General features: G+C 54.4%; 10 protein-coding genes. 2 read left to right on the plus strand and 8 right to left on the minus strand.

Annotated elements, in window-relative coordinates; genetic code table 11:
- Positions 1–16: 16 nt before the first annotated feature.
- Together KFZ77_RS19735 and KFZ77_RS18025 are read left to right on the plus strand one after the other, a co-directional pair.
- The gene (locus KFZ77_RS19735; RefSeq protein WP_319640959.1) at positions 17–253 is read left to right on the plus strand and encodes a hypothetical protein; all 237 of its coding nucleotides are present in this window, start codon (positions 17–19) and stop codon (positions 251–253) included.
- A gap of 99 nt (positions 254–352) precedes the next feature.
- Positions 353–1,090 carry a helix-turn-helix domain-containing protein gene (locus KFZ77_RS18025; protein ID WP_319640960.1) on the plus strand — a complete coding sequence of 246 codons (738 nt, stop codon included), beginning with the start codon at positions 353–355 and terminating at the stop codon, positions 1,088–1,090.
- Here the strand turns inward: KFZ77_RS18025 and KFZ77_RS18030 are convergent.
- The 8 genes from KFZ77_RS18030 to nusG form a co-directional block, all read right to left on the minus strand.
- Positions 978–2,042 carry an alpha/beta hydrolase family protein gene (locus tag KFZ77_RS18030; protein ID WP_031522781.1) on the minus strand — a complete coding sequence of 355 codons (1,065 nt, stop codon included), beginning with the start codon at positions 2,040–2,042 and terminating at the stop codon, positions 978–980. The two genes, KFZ77_RS18025 and KFZ77_RS18030, sit on opposite strands and share 113 nt — an antisense overlap.
- A gap of 144 nt (positions 2,043–2,186) precedes the next feature.
- Positions 2,187–6,410, minus strand: coding sequence for a DNA-directed RNA polymerase subunit beta' (rpoC, locus tag KFZ77_RS18035; RefSeq protein WP_031522780.1), 4,224 nt, complete (start codon positions 6,408–6,410; stop codon positions 2,187–2,189).
- Between the two features lie 76 nt (positions 6,411–6,486).
- Positions 6,487–10,515, minus strand: coding sequence for a DNA-directed RNA polymerase subunit beta (gene rpoB, locus KFZ77_RS18040; protein WP_031522779.1), 4,029 nt, complete (start codon positions 10,513–10,515; stop codon positions 6,487–6,489).
- Positions 10,516–10,834: 319 nt separating this feature from the next.
- The gene (rplL, locus tag KFZ77_RS18045) at positions 10,835–11,203 is read right to left on the minus strand and encodes a 50S ribosomal protein L7/L12 (RefSeq protein ID WP_007727297.1); all 369 of its coding nucleotides are present in this window, start codon (positions 11,201–11,203) and stop codon (positions 10,835–10,837) included.
- A gap of 66 nt (positions 11,204–11,269) precedes the next feature.
- A complete protein-coding gene (gene rplJ / locus KFZ77_RS18050; protein ID WP_004109731.1) occupies positions 11,270–11,767 on the minus strand; it encodes a 50S ribosomal protein L10 in 498 nt (165 codons plus the stop codon).
- 274 nt (positions 11,768–12,041) lie between these two features.
- A complete protein-coding gene (gene rplA / locus KFZ77_RS18055) occupies positions 12,042–12,746 on the minus strand; it encodes a 50S ribosomal protein L1 (protein WP_031522775.1) in 705 nt (234 codons plus the stop codon).
- Positions 12,747–12,749: 3 nt separating this feature from the next.
- A complete protein-coding gene (rplK, locus tag KFZ77_RS18060) occupies positions 12,750–13,178 on the minus strand; it encodes a 50S ribosomal protein L11 (RefSeq protein WP_031522773.1) in 429 nt (142 codons plus the stop codon).
- A 154-nt stretch (positions 13,179–13,332) separates the two neighbouring features.
- Positions 13,333–13,878, minus strand: a complete 546-nt coding sequence (gene nusG / locus KFZ77_RS18065; protein ID WP_007665882.1) for a transcription termination/antitermination protein NusG — start codon at positions 13,876–13,878, stop codon at positions 13,333–13,335.

Raw genomic sequence — 13,878 nt, forward strand, 5'->3', positions numbered from 1 at the left:
ATCAAGCAGGTCATCCATGCCCTCTGTTCCCGTTCCGGTTGTCACGCTCGCCATTTTGCTGTTACTGCTGGCGAAAGTGTACCTTTCACACGTCAGTCGTCATCCCGGTGCGCTCTGGTTTCTCGCCGGTTGCGCAGTGGTGGTCCTGATGTCGGCGCTGCGCTGGTCCTTCGACCTTCCGCTGCTACGGCAGATGCAAACCCTGGCAGCTATTGGTCTGCCGCCGCTCACCTGGCGCTGCTTCGCCAGTTAGACCGACACCCCGCTTCGCTGGCGACACATCATCACCCTGGCACCGCCGGCGGCAGCCCTGATCCTTCACCTTTTTTTACCTGCTGTTACCGACACGGTATTGATACTGCTCTATATCGGTTACGGCGGTGCCCTGCTGCGTACCGCCCAACGCGGTGAGGATCGCTTTGTCTTAAGCCGCCTCAGCGACGTGCCGACTACATTCAGACTGGCGTTTATCGCGGGCGGTTTCCTGTGCTTCTCCGGGCTGACGGACATGGCTATCGCCGTTGATTTCAGCCTGTATCGCGGCGAGCATGCTGCGTTGCTGGTGGTGATATCCCAGGGTATGTTGTTGCCGTTTCTTTGCCTCGGAATTTTACTCCCGCCGCGAAACGCCGCACCACAGGCTATGCCTGAAGCCCCGGCTACGGCGACGATGCCTGCGATTGCCCCTGAAGAAGCGCAGCGCTGCACGCAACTGGAAGCGCTGATTACCGACCAGGCACTTTATCTGAATCCGGATCTCACCCTGAATGCGCTGGCACGTAAAACCGCTACGCCCGCGCGCCATATCTCCCGGGCGGTCAACGCTACCCGCGGTTGTAATGTCTCCCAGTGGATCAACGGCTTTCGCATTGCACACGCGCAGCGGTTACTGCGTCAGACATCCTCTCCTGTCACGGCGGTGATGCTCGATTCCGGATTTAACACCAAATCTAATTTCAACCGCGAATTTATGCGCATTACCGGGATGAGCCCAGGGGAGTATCGTCGCGCGGCGCCTGATAATGAAGCGCCTGATTCAGAAATGCGCCAGTCTCCGCCACCAGCCGCTGATGGACCGTTGCCCGACTGATATCTCCTCCGTCGCGGCATACCACGCCTTCACCCGGCGCTTCGGCTTCTATTAATGTTGCTGCGCCAGGTTTGCACAACTGCATAAAGCTGAAGTGCGTGGCTCCGGTTACGCTGACGGCTCGCGTTAACCCGGCGGGAAGGTTCTCTGTCAGATAGCCGGACTCCAGCGCGGCGGGCACATCGTCACTGTCTGCCTCTGCGCTCATGATCAATACCGGGACGTTAATACCCGCCAGGCTCTGAGGGGTGAAGCCACGCGCCAGTCCGACATCCAGCGATATTACCGCCTTGATACGCGCGTCATGCTGGCTTGCTGCGAGCCTCTCTGCCGCCTCCGGACGATCGATACCCAGCGTGTGAGTAAGTTTGCATCCGCCCAGGGCCGGGTGCTGTCTGCAATCCGTGATAAAACGCGCCGTGGAAAACTGCCCTCCCGCCAGACTCATCACCGTCCAGCCCCCCAACGAGTGCCCCGCCGCCGCAATACGGGTTTCATCAATCCTGTCTGCCAGTAACGGCGAAGCAATAAGCGCGTCGAGCATCCGCACCATGTCCTGCGGGCGCGACCATAAGGCCTGGGCCTGCACGGGCTGTTTGTTGCGCGTTGTCGTTCCGGGATGATCGACCGCCGCCACGATATAGCCCTGCCCGACCATCGCCTGCGCCAGCCAGTTAAGGTTGCGCCAGTTACCGCCGTAACCGTGCGACAGCAGCAGCACCGGATGGCGACCCGAAGCCGGTACAGCATCGCGATGCACCGGGGTTCCGACAAAAGCGATGTTGCCGCCGACCTCTTCCGACGGGCCCGTTTGTTCTGTGGGATACCAGACGACCACCTCCAGCGGACGCGTCGGCGGTTCGCTGAGGGTTAACGGATGAAAGCCGGTATCGGCCGTGGCGGCGGCGCTAGCGAGTGCTGCGCTGAGAATAAGAATGGCGATACGAAACATGGTGATGTCCTCTGATGAAAGATGGGTTTCTTTTATCAGCAGGCCTGAACCAGCGGCGTCCTGAAACGCGATCGAGGACGTTTTTGAAAAATTACAGGCGAAAAAAAACCCGCCGAAGCGGGTTTTTATCAGGGTGCAGCACGATTACTCGTTGTCGTTGCCGCCCAGACCTGCGTTCAGCAGTTCTGCCAGGCTTGCGGAAGCTTCTTCCGCGCTCACCTGCGGTGCAGCCGGGAGTTCACCCGCAGCACGGCGACGCATACGATCCTGATGGTACGCATAACCGGTACCAGCCGGGATCAGACGACCCACGATAACGTTCTCTTTCAGGCCGCGCAGTTCGTCGCGTTTGCCCGCAACGGCTGCTTCGGTAAGCACACGAGTGGTCTCCTGGAACGATGCCGCGGAGATGAAGGACTCGGTTGCCAGAGAGGCTTTGGTGATACCCAGCAGATCGCGCGCATAGGTAACGCCAATCTTGCCGTTCGCTTCCAGTTCGCGGTTAGCGATCTTGATGCGAGAGTATTCAGCCTGCTCACCTTCGAGGAACTCGGAGCTGCCGGCGTTCATGATGGTTGCTTTACGCAGCATCTGACGCACGATAACTTCGATGTGCTTATCGTTAATCTTAACGCCCTGCAGACGGTAAACGTCCTGCACTTCGTTGGTGATGTAACGAGTTACCGCGTGAACACCACGCAGACGCAGAATGTCGTGCGGTGCTTCCGGACCGTCGGAAACCACGTCACCACGTTCTACGCGCTCACCTTCGAACACGTTGAGCTGACGCCATTTCGGAATCATCTCTTCGTACGGATCGCTGCCATCAACCGGGGTGATAACCAGACGGCGTTTACCTTTGGTTTCTTTACCGAAGGAAATGATACCGCTGATTTCCGCCAGGATTGCCGGCTCTTTCGGACGACGTGCTTCGAACAGGTCGGCAACGCGTGGCAGACCACCGGTGATGTCCTTGGTACCGCTGGATTCCTGTGGAATACGCGCCAGAGCATCACCCGCACCGATCTGTACGCCATCTTCCAGCTGTACAATCGCTTTACCCGGCAGGAAGTACTGAGCCGGCATGTCGGTGCCCGGGATCAGAACGTCGTCGCCGTTGGCATCAACGATTTTCAGTGCCGGACGCAGGTCTTTACCACCGGTAGTACGTTCTGCAGAGTCCAGAACCACCAGGGAAGACAGACCGGTCAGTTCGTCGGTCTGACGGGTAATGGTCTGGCCGTCGATCATGTCGGTGAAGCGGATGTAACCGTTCACTTCGGTGATTACCGGCATGGTGTGCGGATCCCAGTTTGCAACGGTTTCACCGCCGGCAACCTGCTCACCATCACCCTTCGCCATTACCGCACCGTAAGGCACTTTATAGCTTTCTTTAGTACGACCGAATTCGTCGATCAGCTTCAGCTCGGTGTTACGTGACGTCACCACCAGCTTGCCGCTGGAGTTAACAACCGACTTCGCGTTGCTCAGACGGATGCTACCTTTGTTTTTCACCTGAATGCTGGATTCAGCAGCCGCACGAGATGCCGCACCACCGATGTGGAACGTACGCATCGTCAGCTGGGTACCCGGCTCACCGATGGACTGTGCTGCGATAACGCCGATTGCTTCACCTTTGTTGATGATGTGGCCACGCGCCAGGTCACGACCGTAGCAGTGCGCACATACACCGAAGTCGGTGTCACAGGATACGACGGAGCGCACTTTCACTGAGTCAACAGAGTTCTCTTCCAGCAGGTCACACCAGTGCTCATGGAGCAGGGTGTTACGCGGAACCAGAATGTCTGCGGTACCAGGCTTCAGTACGTCTTCAGCAGTTACACGGCCCAGAACGCGATCGCGCAGCGGCTCTTTAACATCACCACCCTCGATAACCGGGGTCATGGTGATACCTTCCAGCGTGCCGCAATCGTCTTCAGTGACAACCAGATCCTGTGCCACGTCTACCAGACGACGGGTCAGGTAACCGGAGTTCGCCGTTTTCAGTGCGGTATCCGCCAGACCTTTACGCGCACCGTGCGTGGAGATGAAGTACTGGAGTACGTTCAGACCTTCGCGGAAGTTCGCGGTGATCGGCGTTTCGATGATGGAGCCATCCGGCTTCGCCATCAGACCACGCATACCTGCCAGCTGACGAATCTGTGCAGCAGAACCACGCGCACCGGAGTCGGCCATCATGTAAATGCTGTTGAAGGAAACCTGCTGCTCTTCTTTACCTTCACGGTTGATAACCGTTTCAGTCTGCAGGTTGTCCATCATCGCTTTAGATACGCGATCGTTCGCGGCGGCCCAGATATCGATAACTTTGTTGTAGCGTTCGCCCGCGGTTACCAGACCAGACTGGAACTGCTCCTGGATCTCAGCAACTTCGGCTTCCGCTTCGGAGATGATTTCGTGCTTCTTCTCCGGAATAACCATGTCGTCGATACCAACAGACGCACCAGAGCGCGCTGCATAGGCAAAACCGGTGTACATGGTCTGGTCAGCAAAGATAACGGTCGGCTTCAGGCCCAGAATGCGGTAACAGGTGTTCAGCATTTTGGAGATGGCTTTCTTGCCCAGCGCCTGGTTGACGATGGAGAAAGGCAGACCTTTCGGTACGATCATCCACAGAATCGCACGACCTACGGTGGTGTCGATCAGGCTGGTTTTCGCAACGAATTCGCCGTTTGCATCTTTTTCGTATTCAGTGATACGCACTTTAACGCGCGCATGCAGAGAGGCCAGGCCAGCGCGGTAAATACGCTCAGCTTCTTTCGGGCCAGTCAGCACCATGCCTTCGCCTTTGGCGTTAACACAGTCACGGGTCATGTAGTACAGACCCAGTACAACGTCCTGAGACGGAACGATGATTGGTTCGCCGTTCGCCGGGGACAGGATGTTGTTGGTAGACATCATCAGCGCACGCGCTTCCAGCTGGGCTTCCAGCGTCAGCGGTACGTGAACTGCCATCTGGTCACCATCGAAGTCGGCGTTGTATGCCGCACAAACCAGCGGGTGCAGCTGGATAGCTTTACCTTCGATCAGTACCGGCTCAAATGCCTGGATACCCAGACGGTGCAGTGTTGGTGCACGGTTCAGCAGTACCGGATGTTCGCGGATAACTTCGTCCAGGATATCCCAAACGACAGCTTCTTCACGCTCAACCATTTTCTTGGCGGCTTTGATGGTGGTCGCGAGGCCACGCAGTTCCAGCTTGCCGTAGATGAACGGTTTGAACAGCTCCAGCGCCATTTTCTTCGGCAGACCGCACTGATGCAGACGCAGGTATGGACCTACGGTGATTACAGAACGACCGGAGTAGTCAACACGCTTACCGAGCAGGTTCTGACGGAAACGACCCTGCTTACCTTTGATCATGTCGGCAAGGGATTTCAGCGGACGCTTGTTGGAACCGGTGATCGCACGACCGCGACGGCCGTTATCCAGCAGCGCATCTACCGCTTCCTGCAGCATACGTTTTTCGTTGCGTACGATGATGTCCGGCGCAGCGAGATCCAGCAGGCGTTTCAGACGGTTGTTACGGTTGATCACGCGACGATACAGATCGTTCAGATCCGACGTTGCGAAACGACCGCCATCCAGCGGAACCAGCGGACGAAGATCTGGCGGCAGAACCGGCAGAACGGTCAGGATCATCCACTCCGGCTTGTTGCCAGACTGCACGAACGCTTCCAGCAGCTTGATACGCTTGGTCAGCTTCTTACGCTTGGTTTCGGAGTTGGTTTCGTTCAGCTCTTCACGCAGCTGCTCGCACTCCTGCTCCAGGTCCATGCTCTTCAGCAGTGCCTGAATAGCTTCCGCACCCATCTTCGCGTCGAATTCGTCACCGAACTCTTCCAGCGCATCGAGGTACTGCTCTTCGGTCAGGATCTGGCTACGCTCGAGGTTGGTCATGCCACCTTCGATAACCACATAGGATTCGAAGTACAGTACGCGTTCGATATCGCGCAGCGGCATATCCAGCAGCAGGCCGATACGGGACGGCAGTGATTTCAGGAACCAGATATGGGCAGTCGGAGACGCCAGCTCGATGTGGCCCATGCGCTCACGACGCACTTTGGTCTGGGTCACTTCTACGCCGCACTTCTCACAGATCACACCACGGTGTTTCAGGCGCTTGTACTTACCGCACAGGCACTCATAGTCTTTTACTGGCCCAAAGATACGGGCGCAGAACAGACCGTCACGCTCAGGTTTGAACGTACGGTAGTTAATGGTTTCCGGCTTCTTAACTTCACCAAAAGACCATGAACGGATCATGTCTGGCGAGGCCAGAGCAATTTTGATCGCATCAAACTCTTCGGTTTTAGTTTGCGCTTTCAGAAACTTTAATAAGTCTTTCACGGATTTGCTCCCGTCGGAGTTAGCACAATCTGGTGCCGGATATTACCCCGGCACCAGTGACCTGTTTGAGCGAGAGTTACTCGTCTTCCAGCTCGATGTTGATACCCAGCGAACGAATCTCTTTCAACAGTACGTTGAAGGACTCTGGCATGCCTGGTTCCATCTGATGGTTGCCGTCCACGATGTTTTTATACATCTTGGTACGACCGTTAACGTCATCAGACTTAACGGTAAGCATTTCCTGAAGGGTGTATGCTGCGCCGTATGCTTCAAGCGCCCACACTTCCATCTCACCGAAGCGCTGACCACCGAACTGCGCCTTACCACCCAGCGGCTGCTGAGTAACGAGGCTGTAAGAACCGGTAGAACGCGCGTGCATCTTGTCATCAACCAGGTGGTTCAGTTTGAGCATGTACATGTAACCTACGGTTACTGAACGCTCGAACTGCTCACCGGTGCGGCCGTCGAACAGGGTGATCTGACCGGAAGTCGGCAGGTCGCCCAACTGCAACAGCTCTTTGATTTCAGACTCTTTCGCACCGTCGAACACCGGCGTGGCGATCGGCATACCTTTTTTCAGGTTTTCAGCCAGACGCAGCACTTCATCGTCGCTGAAGGTGTTCAGGTCAACTTTCTGACGCACATCGGCACCGAGGTCATACGCTTTCTGGATGAATTCACGCAGTTTCGCGACTTCTTCCTGACGCTTCAGCATGGCGTTAATCTTGTCGCCGATACCTTTCGCAGCCATACCCAGGTGGGTTTCCAGAATCTGACCGATGTTCATACGAGACGGTACGCCCAGCGGGTTCAGTACGATGTCTACCGGCGTGCCGTTTTCATCGTAAGGCATGTCTTCGATCGGGTTGATCTTAGAGATAACACCCTTGTTACCGTGACGACCCGCCATCTTGTCACCAGGCTGAATCTGACGTTTAACGGCCAGATACACTTTTACGATTTTCAGCACGCCCGGTGCCAGATCATCGCCCTGAGTGATTTTGCGACGTTTCGCTTCGAGTTTTTTCTCGAACTCGTGTTTCAGTTCGTCGTACTGCTCAGCCAGCTGTTCCAGCTGATTCTGTTTGTCTTCGTCGTTCAGACCGAGTTCCAGCCAGCGGTCGCGCGGCAGTTTGTCGAGCTTCTCAGCTTCAACGCCACCGGAAACCAGCACTGCGTGGATACGGCTAAACAGACCAGCTTCGAGGATCTGCAGTTCTTCAGACAGGTCTTTCTTCGCCTGCTTCAGCTGCATCTCTTCGATTTCCAGCGCACGTTTGTCTTTTTCTACGCCATCGCGAGTAAAGACCTGAACGTCGATAACAGTACCGGATACGCCGTTCGGTACGCGCAGAGAAGAGTCTTTAACGTCAGACGCTTTCTCACCAAAGATCGCACGCAGCAGTTTCTCTTCTGGCGTCAGCTGGGTTTCACCTTTCGGCGTTACCTTACCAACCAGAATGTCGCCGCCGGTCACTTCCGCACCGATGTAAACGATACCTGATTCATCCAGCTTGGAGAGCGCAGCTTCACCCACGTTCGGGATGTCAGCGGTGATCTCTTCCGGCCCAAGCTTGGTGTCACGAGACACGCACGCCAGTTCCTGAATGTGGATAGTGGTGAAACGGTCTTCCTGAACAACACGCTCGGATACGAGGATGGAGTCTTCGAAGTTGTAACCATTCCACGGCATGAACGCTACGCGCATGTTCTGACCGAGTGCCAGTTCACCGAGGTCGGTGGACGGACCGTCTGCCAGCACGTCGCCGCGCTCAACCGGCTCATTCAGAGACACACACGGCATCTGGTTGATGCAGGTGTTCTGGTTAGAACGGGTGTATTTAGTCAGGTTATAGATGTCGATACCTGCTTCGCCCGGGTACATCTCGTCTTCGTTAACTTTGATAACGATACGGGAAGCATCCACGTACTGAACGGTACCGCCACGTTTGGCAACGGCGGTTACACCGGAGTCAACGGCAACAGCACGTTCCATACCGGTACCAACCAGCGGCTTGTCAGCGCGCAGAGTCGGAACCGCCTGACGTTGCATGTTCGCACCCATCAATGCACGGTTGGCGTCATCGTGTTCCAGGAACGGAATCAGGGACGCACCAACGGAAACCACCTGCTGGGTGGAAACGTCCATGTAGTCAACCTGGTCTGAGCTGAAAAGGCTGGATTCGCCTTTGCTGCGGCAGGTTACCAGATCATCTACAAAGCGACCTTCTTCCGTCAGGTTGGTGTTCGCCTGAGCGATAACGTAGTTACCTTCCTCGATTGCGGAAAGGTAATGAATTTCGTCAGTCACCACGCCGTCACGCACTAAACGATACGGGGTTTCGAGGAAGCCGTATTCGTTGGTCTGTGCATAAACAGACAGGGAGTTGATCAGACCGATGTTCGGACCTTCAGGCGTTTCGATTGGACATACGCGACCGTAGTGAGTCGGGTGTACGTCTCGTACTTCGAAGCCGGCACGCTCACGGGTCAGACCGCCCGGGCCGAGTGCAGAGATACGACGCTTGTGCGTGATCTCAGACAGCGGGTTGTTCTGGTCCATAAACTGAGACAGCTGGCTGGAGCCGAAGAACTCTTTCACCGCCGCGGAAATCGGCTTGGCGTTGATCATATCCTGAGGCATCAGGGTATCGAGGTCGCCCAGAGACAGACGCTCTTTCACCGCACGCTCTACACGTACCAGACCAACGCGGAACTGGTTTTCCGCCATCTCGCCCACGGAACGGATACGACGGTTGCCGAGGTGGTCGATATCATCCACTTCGCCTTTACCGTTACGGATATCGATGAGCTTCTTCATCACCTGAATGATGTCGTCTTTGCTCAGGATACCGGAACCTTCGATCTCGTCGCGCAGCAGAGAACGGTTGAACTTCATACGACCAACCGCAGAGAGATCGTAGCGGTCTTCGGAGAAGAACAGGTTCTCGAACAGGGTCTCAGCCGCTTCACGCGTCGGCGGTTCACCCGGGCGCATCATGCGGTAGATTTCTACCAGCGCGCTCAGACGATCGTTGGTTGGGTCGACGCGTACAGTCTCAGAAATGTACGGACCGTGGTCCAGATCGTTGGTGAACAGCGTTTCGATACGCTTGTGACCAGACTGGCTCAGCTTCGCCAGCAGATCGAGAGACAGCTCCATGTTGGCCGGGCAAATCAGCTCGCCAGTCGAGGTATCGACGTAATCTTTAGCCGCGACTTTGCCAGCGATGTATTCAACCGGCACTTCGATATGTTTGATTTCGTCTTTTTCGAGCTGACGAATGTGGCGCGCAGTAATACGGCGGCCTTTCTCAACATACACTTTACCGTCAGCTTCGATGTCAAAGGATGCGGTTTCGCCACGCAGGCGTTCCGGCACCAGTTCCATCTGCAGCTTGTTGTCGCGGATTTCGAAATTAACTTTTTCGAAGAACAGATCGAGGATCTGCTCAGTGGTGTAGCTCAGCGCGCGCAGAATGATGGTCGCAGGCAGTTTGCGGCGACGGTCAATACGCACGAACAGGTTGTCTTTCGGGTCAAACTCGAAATCCAGCCAGGAACCACGGTAAGGGATGATGCGTGCGTTATAGAGCACTTTCCCTGAAGAGTGAGTTTTACCCTTATCGCTGTCGAAGAAGACGCCCGGGCTACGGTGCAGCTGAGAAACAATAACGCGCTCAGTACCGTTGATAACGAAAGTACCGTTATCCGTCATGAGCGGAATTTCGCCCATGTAAACTTCTTGTTCTTTGATGTCTTTAACGGTGCCTTCCGGCGCTTCGCGCTCGTAGATCACCAGGCGCAGTTTTACGCGCAGCGGTGCCGAATAGGTCACGCCGCGAATCTGGCACTCAGTTACATCAAAGACTGGCTCGCCAAGACGGTAGCTGACGTACTGCAGTTCCGAATTGCCGCTATAGCTCTGAATCGGGAATACGGAACGGAATGCTGCTTCCAGGCCGTACTGCCCTTCGGGATCTTGCTCGATAAATTTCTGAAACGAGTCAAGCTGGATAGAAAGGAGATATGGAATGTCCAGAACCTGGGGACGTTTACCAAAATCCTTACGAATACGTTTTTTCTCGGTATAGGAGTAAACCATAGGGTTCCTCAGCTCGCTGACAAGTCGACCCACTCTGCCCATCGGGGGGACAGTTTATGCAACACCATTTTGTTGACCGGAAAGTTGAACTCTTTCCGCAATACCTGTTGCTATCACGCTTAAACCATTTCGTTGCGATTTACACAGAACGGGCGCCCTGTCGCAATATATTAAGTCGTCGATAGAAACAAGCATTGAAAGGAAACCAGCAGTCAAACAGTGTGAAACGCTACTGGTACCCTACAGCGCAAAAAGGCTGGTGACTAAAAAGTCACCAGCCATCAGCCTGATTACTCAAGCTGCAACCGGAAGGGTTGGCTTATTTAACTTCAACTTCAGCGCCAGCTTCTTCCAGAGATTTTTTCAGAGCTTCAGCGTCGTCTTTGCTCACGCCTTCTTTCAGAGCAGCCGGAGCAGACTCTACCAGGTCTTTAGCTTCTTTCAGACCCAGGCCAGTCGCGCCACGTACAGCTTTGATAACTGCAACTTTGTTAGCGCCAGCAGCTTTCAGAATAACGTCGAACTCAGTTTTCTCTTCAGCAGCTTCAGCAGCCGGGCCAGCAGCAACAGCTACAGCAGCAGCAGCAGAAACACCGAATTTTTCTTCCATTGCAGAGATCAGCTCAACAACGTCCATTACGGACATAGCGGATACTGCTTCAATGATTTGATCTTTAGTGATAGACATTTAAATTGTTCCTGAATATCAGAATAAGTTTATACGTAAGCGAATGCTTTATAAAGAAAACTGCGATTAAGCAGCTTCTTTCGCATCGCGTACAGCAGCCAGAGTACGGACCAGTTTGCCTGCAGAGGCTTCTTTCATGGTCGCCATCAGGCGTGCAATTGCTTCTTCGTAGGTCGGCAGAGTTGCCAGGCGATCGATCTGGGATGCCGGGATTAACTCACCTTCAAAGGCAGCGGCTTTGACCTCAAATTTTGCATTCGCTTTCGCGAAATCTTTGAACAGACGAGCAGCAGCGCCCGGGTGTTCCATAGAGTATGCAATCAGGGTCGGACCAACAAACGTGTCTTTCAGGCACTCGAAAGGAGTACCTTCAACGACGCGGCGCAGCAGGGTGTTACGAACAACACGCATGTAAACGCCAGCTTCACGACCTGCTTTACGCAGTTCAGTCATTTTATCTACGGTAACGCCACGGGAATCCGCAACAACCGCAGACAGCGCGCCTTTGGCTACTTCGCTGACTTCAGCAACAATCGCTTGTTTGTCTTGAAGATTTAAAGCCATTAGCTTTGCTCCTGGATGTTTGCCGGGACAAAATGCCCCGGAACTCACTTCACTCAATACAACGATTGAGCGTCTGAATACGGTGAGCAGAAACAAGCCAAAGAGTACTTAAAAATATTCTTCAGGTTCTGTCACCGTCTACGCAGGGAATTAAGTCTCTTACGAAACACCTGCGGTCTTGGACGGAGGCCTGGATAAGGCCAGGCTCCAACCGGATAAAACTTTTCGTGGGCGAAGATTGTAGACAAAACGTCCGCCCACGTAAAGACTAATCTTAGTTCGCAGACGCGTTCAGACCAGCCTGATCAACGGCAACACCAGCACCCATGGTGGTGGAGATGCTAACTTTCTTGATGTACACGCCTTTCGCCTGAGTCGGTTTCGCTTTTTTCAGCGCAACCAGCAGGGATTCCAGGTTTTCTTTCAGTTTGTCAGCGTCAAAATCCACTTTACCGATGGTGGTGTGGATGATGCCGTTTTTGTCGTTACGATAACGAACCTGACCTGCTTTAGCGTTTTTAACCGCTTCAGCAACGTTCGGAGTAACGGTACCCACTTTCGGGTTCGGCATCAGGCCGCGCGGACCCAGTACCTGGCCCAGCTGGCCAACAACGCGCATTGCATCCGGGGAAGCAATAACAACGTCGAAGTTCATTTCGCCTTTCTTGATCTGGTCAGCCAGATCTTCCATACCTACCAGCTCGGCGCCAGCAGCTTTAGCTGCTTCGGCGTTCGGGCCCTGAGCAAATACGGCAACGCGAACAGAACGGCCAGTACCGTGCGGCAGTACAGTTGCACCACGTACGTTCTGGTCAGATTTACGCGCGTCGATGCCGAGGTTAACGGCAACGTCTACGCTTTCTACAAATTTAGCGGTGGCCAGCTCTTTCAGCAGAGAGATAGCTTCGTTGATGTCGTACTGTTTGGTCGAATCAACTTTGTCACGGATCACACGCATGCGCTTGGTCAGTTTAGCCATTTCTTAGTCCTCCACTACCAGGCCCATGGAACGTGCAGTACCTTCGATGGAGCGAGTCATCGCTTCAACATCGGCACCAGTCATGTCGGCAGCTTTGGTCTGCGCGATTTCCTGCAGCTGAGCGCGGGAAATTTTACCAACTTTGTCTTTGTTCGGCTTACCGGAACCAGACTTGATACCAGCCGCTTTTTTCAGCAGAACTGCTGCCGGCGGAGTTTTGGTAACGAAGGTGAAAGAACGGTCAGCGTAAACGGTAATAACAACCGGGATCGGCAGACCTTTCTCCATGGAATCAGTTTTCGCGTTGAACGCTTTACAGAATTCCATGATGTTAACACCCTGCTGACCCAGTGCCGGACCAACCGGTGGGCTCGGGTTCGCCATACCAGCTGCAACCTGCAGCTTGACGTAGGCTTGTACTTTCTTAGCCATTGCAATTTCCTCGTTTGGGTATAACGCCTCGAAGAGGCTCCCCGTGATAAATACGTTTTACGGACGCAGCGCCCATAAAAACAAAAGGCGCGAAATTGTAGTCCAATCTCGCGCCTTGTGCAACGTTAACGTCGCTGCTTTTTTGATCGGCAGATTACGCCTTCTCAACCTGCCCGAAGTCCAGCTCTACCGGGGTCGCACGACCAAAGATAGAAACCGATACTTTAAGACGAGATTTTTCGTAATCCACTTCTTCCACAACGCCGTTAAAGTCAGCAAACGGACCATCGTTAACACGAACCATTTCACCCGGCTCGAACAGCGTTTTCGGACGCGGCTTATCACCAACCTGCTGCAGGCGGTTCATGATCGCATCGACTTCTTTATCGCTGATCGGAGCAGGTCGATCGGAGGTACCACCAATGAACCCCATCACGCGCGGTACGCTACGCACCAGGTGCCAGCTGGCATCGTTCATTACCATCTGAACCAGCACATAGCCAGGGAAGAACTTGCGCTCGCTTTTGCGACGCTGGCCGCCACGGATCTCAACGACTTCTTCAGTCGGGACCATGACTTCACCAAACAGCTCTTCCATGTTGTGTAATTTGATATGCTCGCGCAGCGACGTGGCTACGCGGCCTTCAAAACCGGAAAACGCCTGAACGACGTACCAGCGCTTTTTAGGAGCTTCAGACAT

Origin of the sequence: Siccibacter colletis (assembly GCF_025914095.1) — a bacterium.
GTDB lineage: Bacteria > Pseudomonadota > Gammaproteobacteria > Enterobacterales > Enterobacteriaceae > Siccibacter > Siccibacter colletis.

Coding starts and splice junctions, on each gene's coding strand:
- KFZ77_RS19735 (WP_319640959.1), top strand. CDS start 17: ATGCCCTCTGTTCCCGTTCCGGTTGTCACGCTCGCCATTTTGCTGTTA.
- KFZ77_RS18030 (WP_031522781.1), bottom strand. CDS start 2,042: ATGTTTCGTATCGCCATTCTTATTCTCAGCGCAGCACTCGCTAGCGCC.
- rpoB (WP_031522779.1), bottom strand. CDS start 10,515: ATGGTTTACTCCTATACCGAGAAAAAACGTATTCGTAAGGATTTTGGT.
- rplL (WP_007727297.1), bottom strand. CDS start 11,203: ATGTCTATCACTAAAGATCAAATCATTGAAGCAGTATCCGCTATGTCC.
- rplJ (WP_004109731.1), bottom strand. CDS start 11,767: ATGGCTTTAAATCTTCAAGACAAACAAGCGATTGTTGCTGAAGTCAGC.
- rplA (WP_031522775.1), bottom strand. CDS start 12,746: ATGGCTAAACTGACCAAGCGCATGCGTGTGATCCGTGACAAAGTTGAT.
- rplK (WP_031522773.1), bottom strand. CDS start 13,178: ATGGCTAAGAAAGTACAAGCCTACGTCAAGCTGCAGGTTGCAGCTGGT.
- nusG (WP_007665882.1), bottom strand. CDS start 13,878: ATGTCTGAAGCTCCTAAAAAGCGCTGGTACGTCGTTCAGGCGTTTTCC.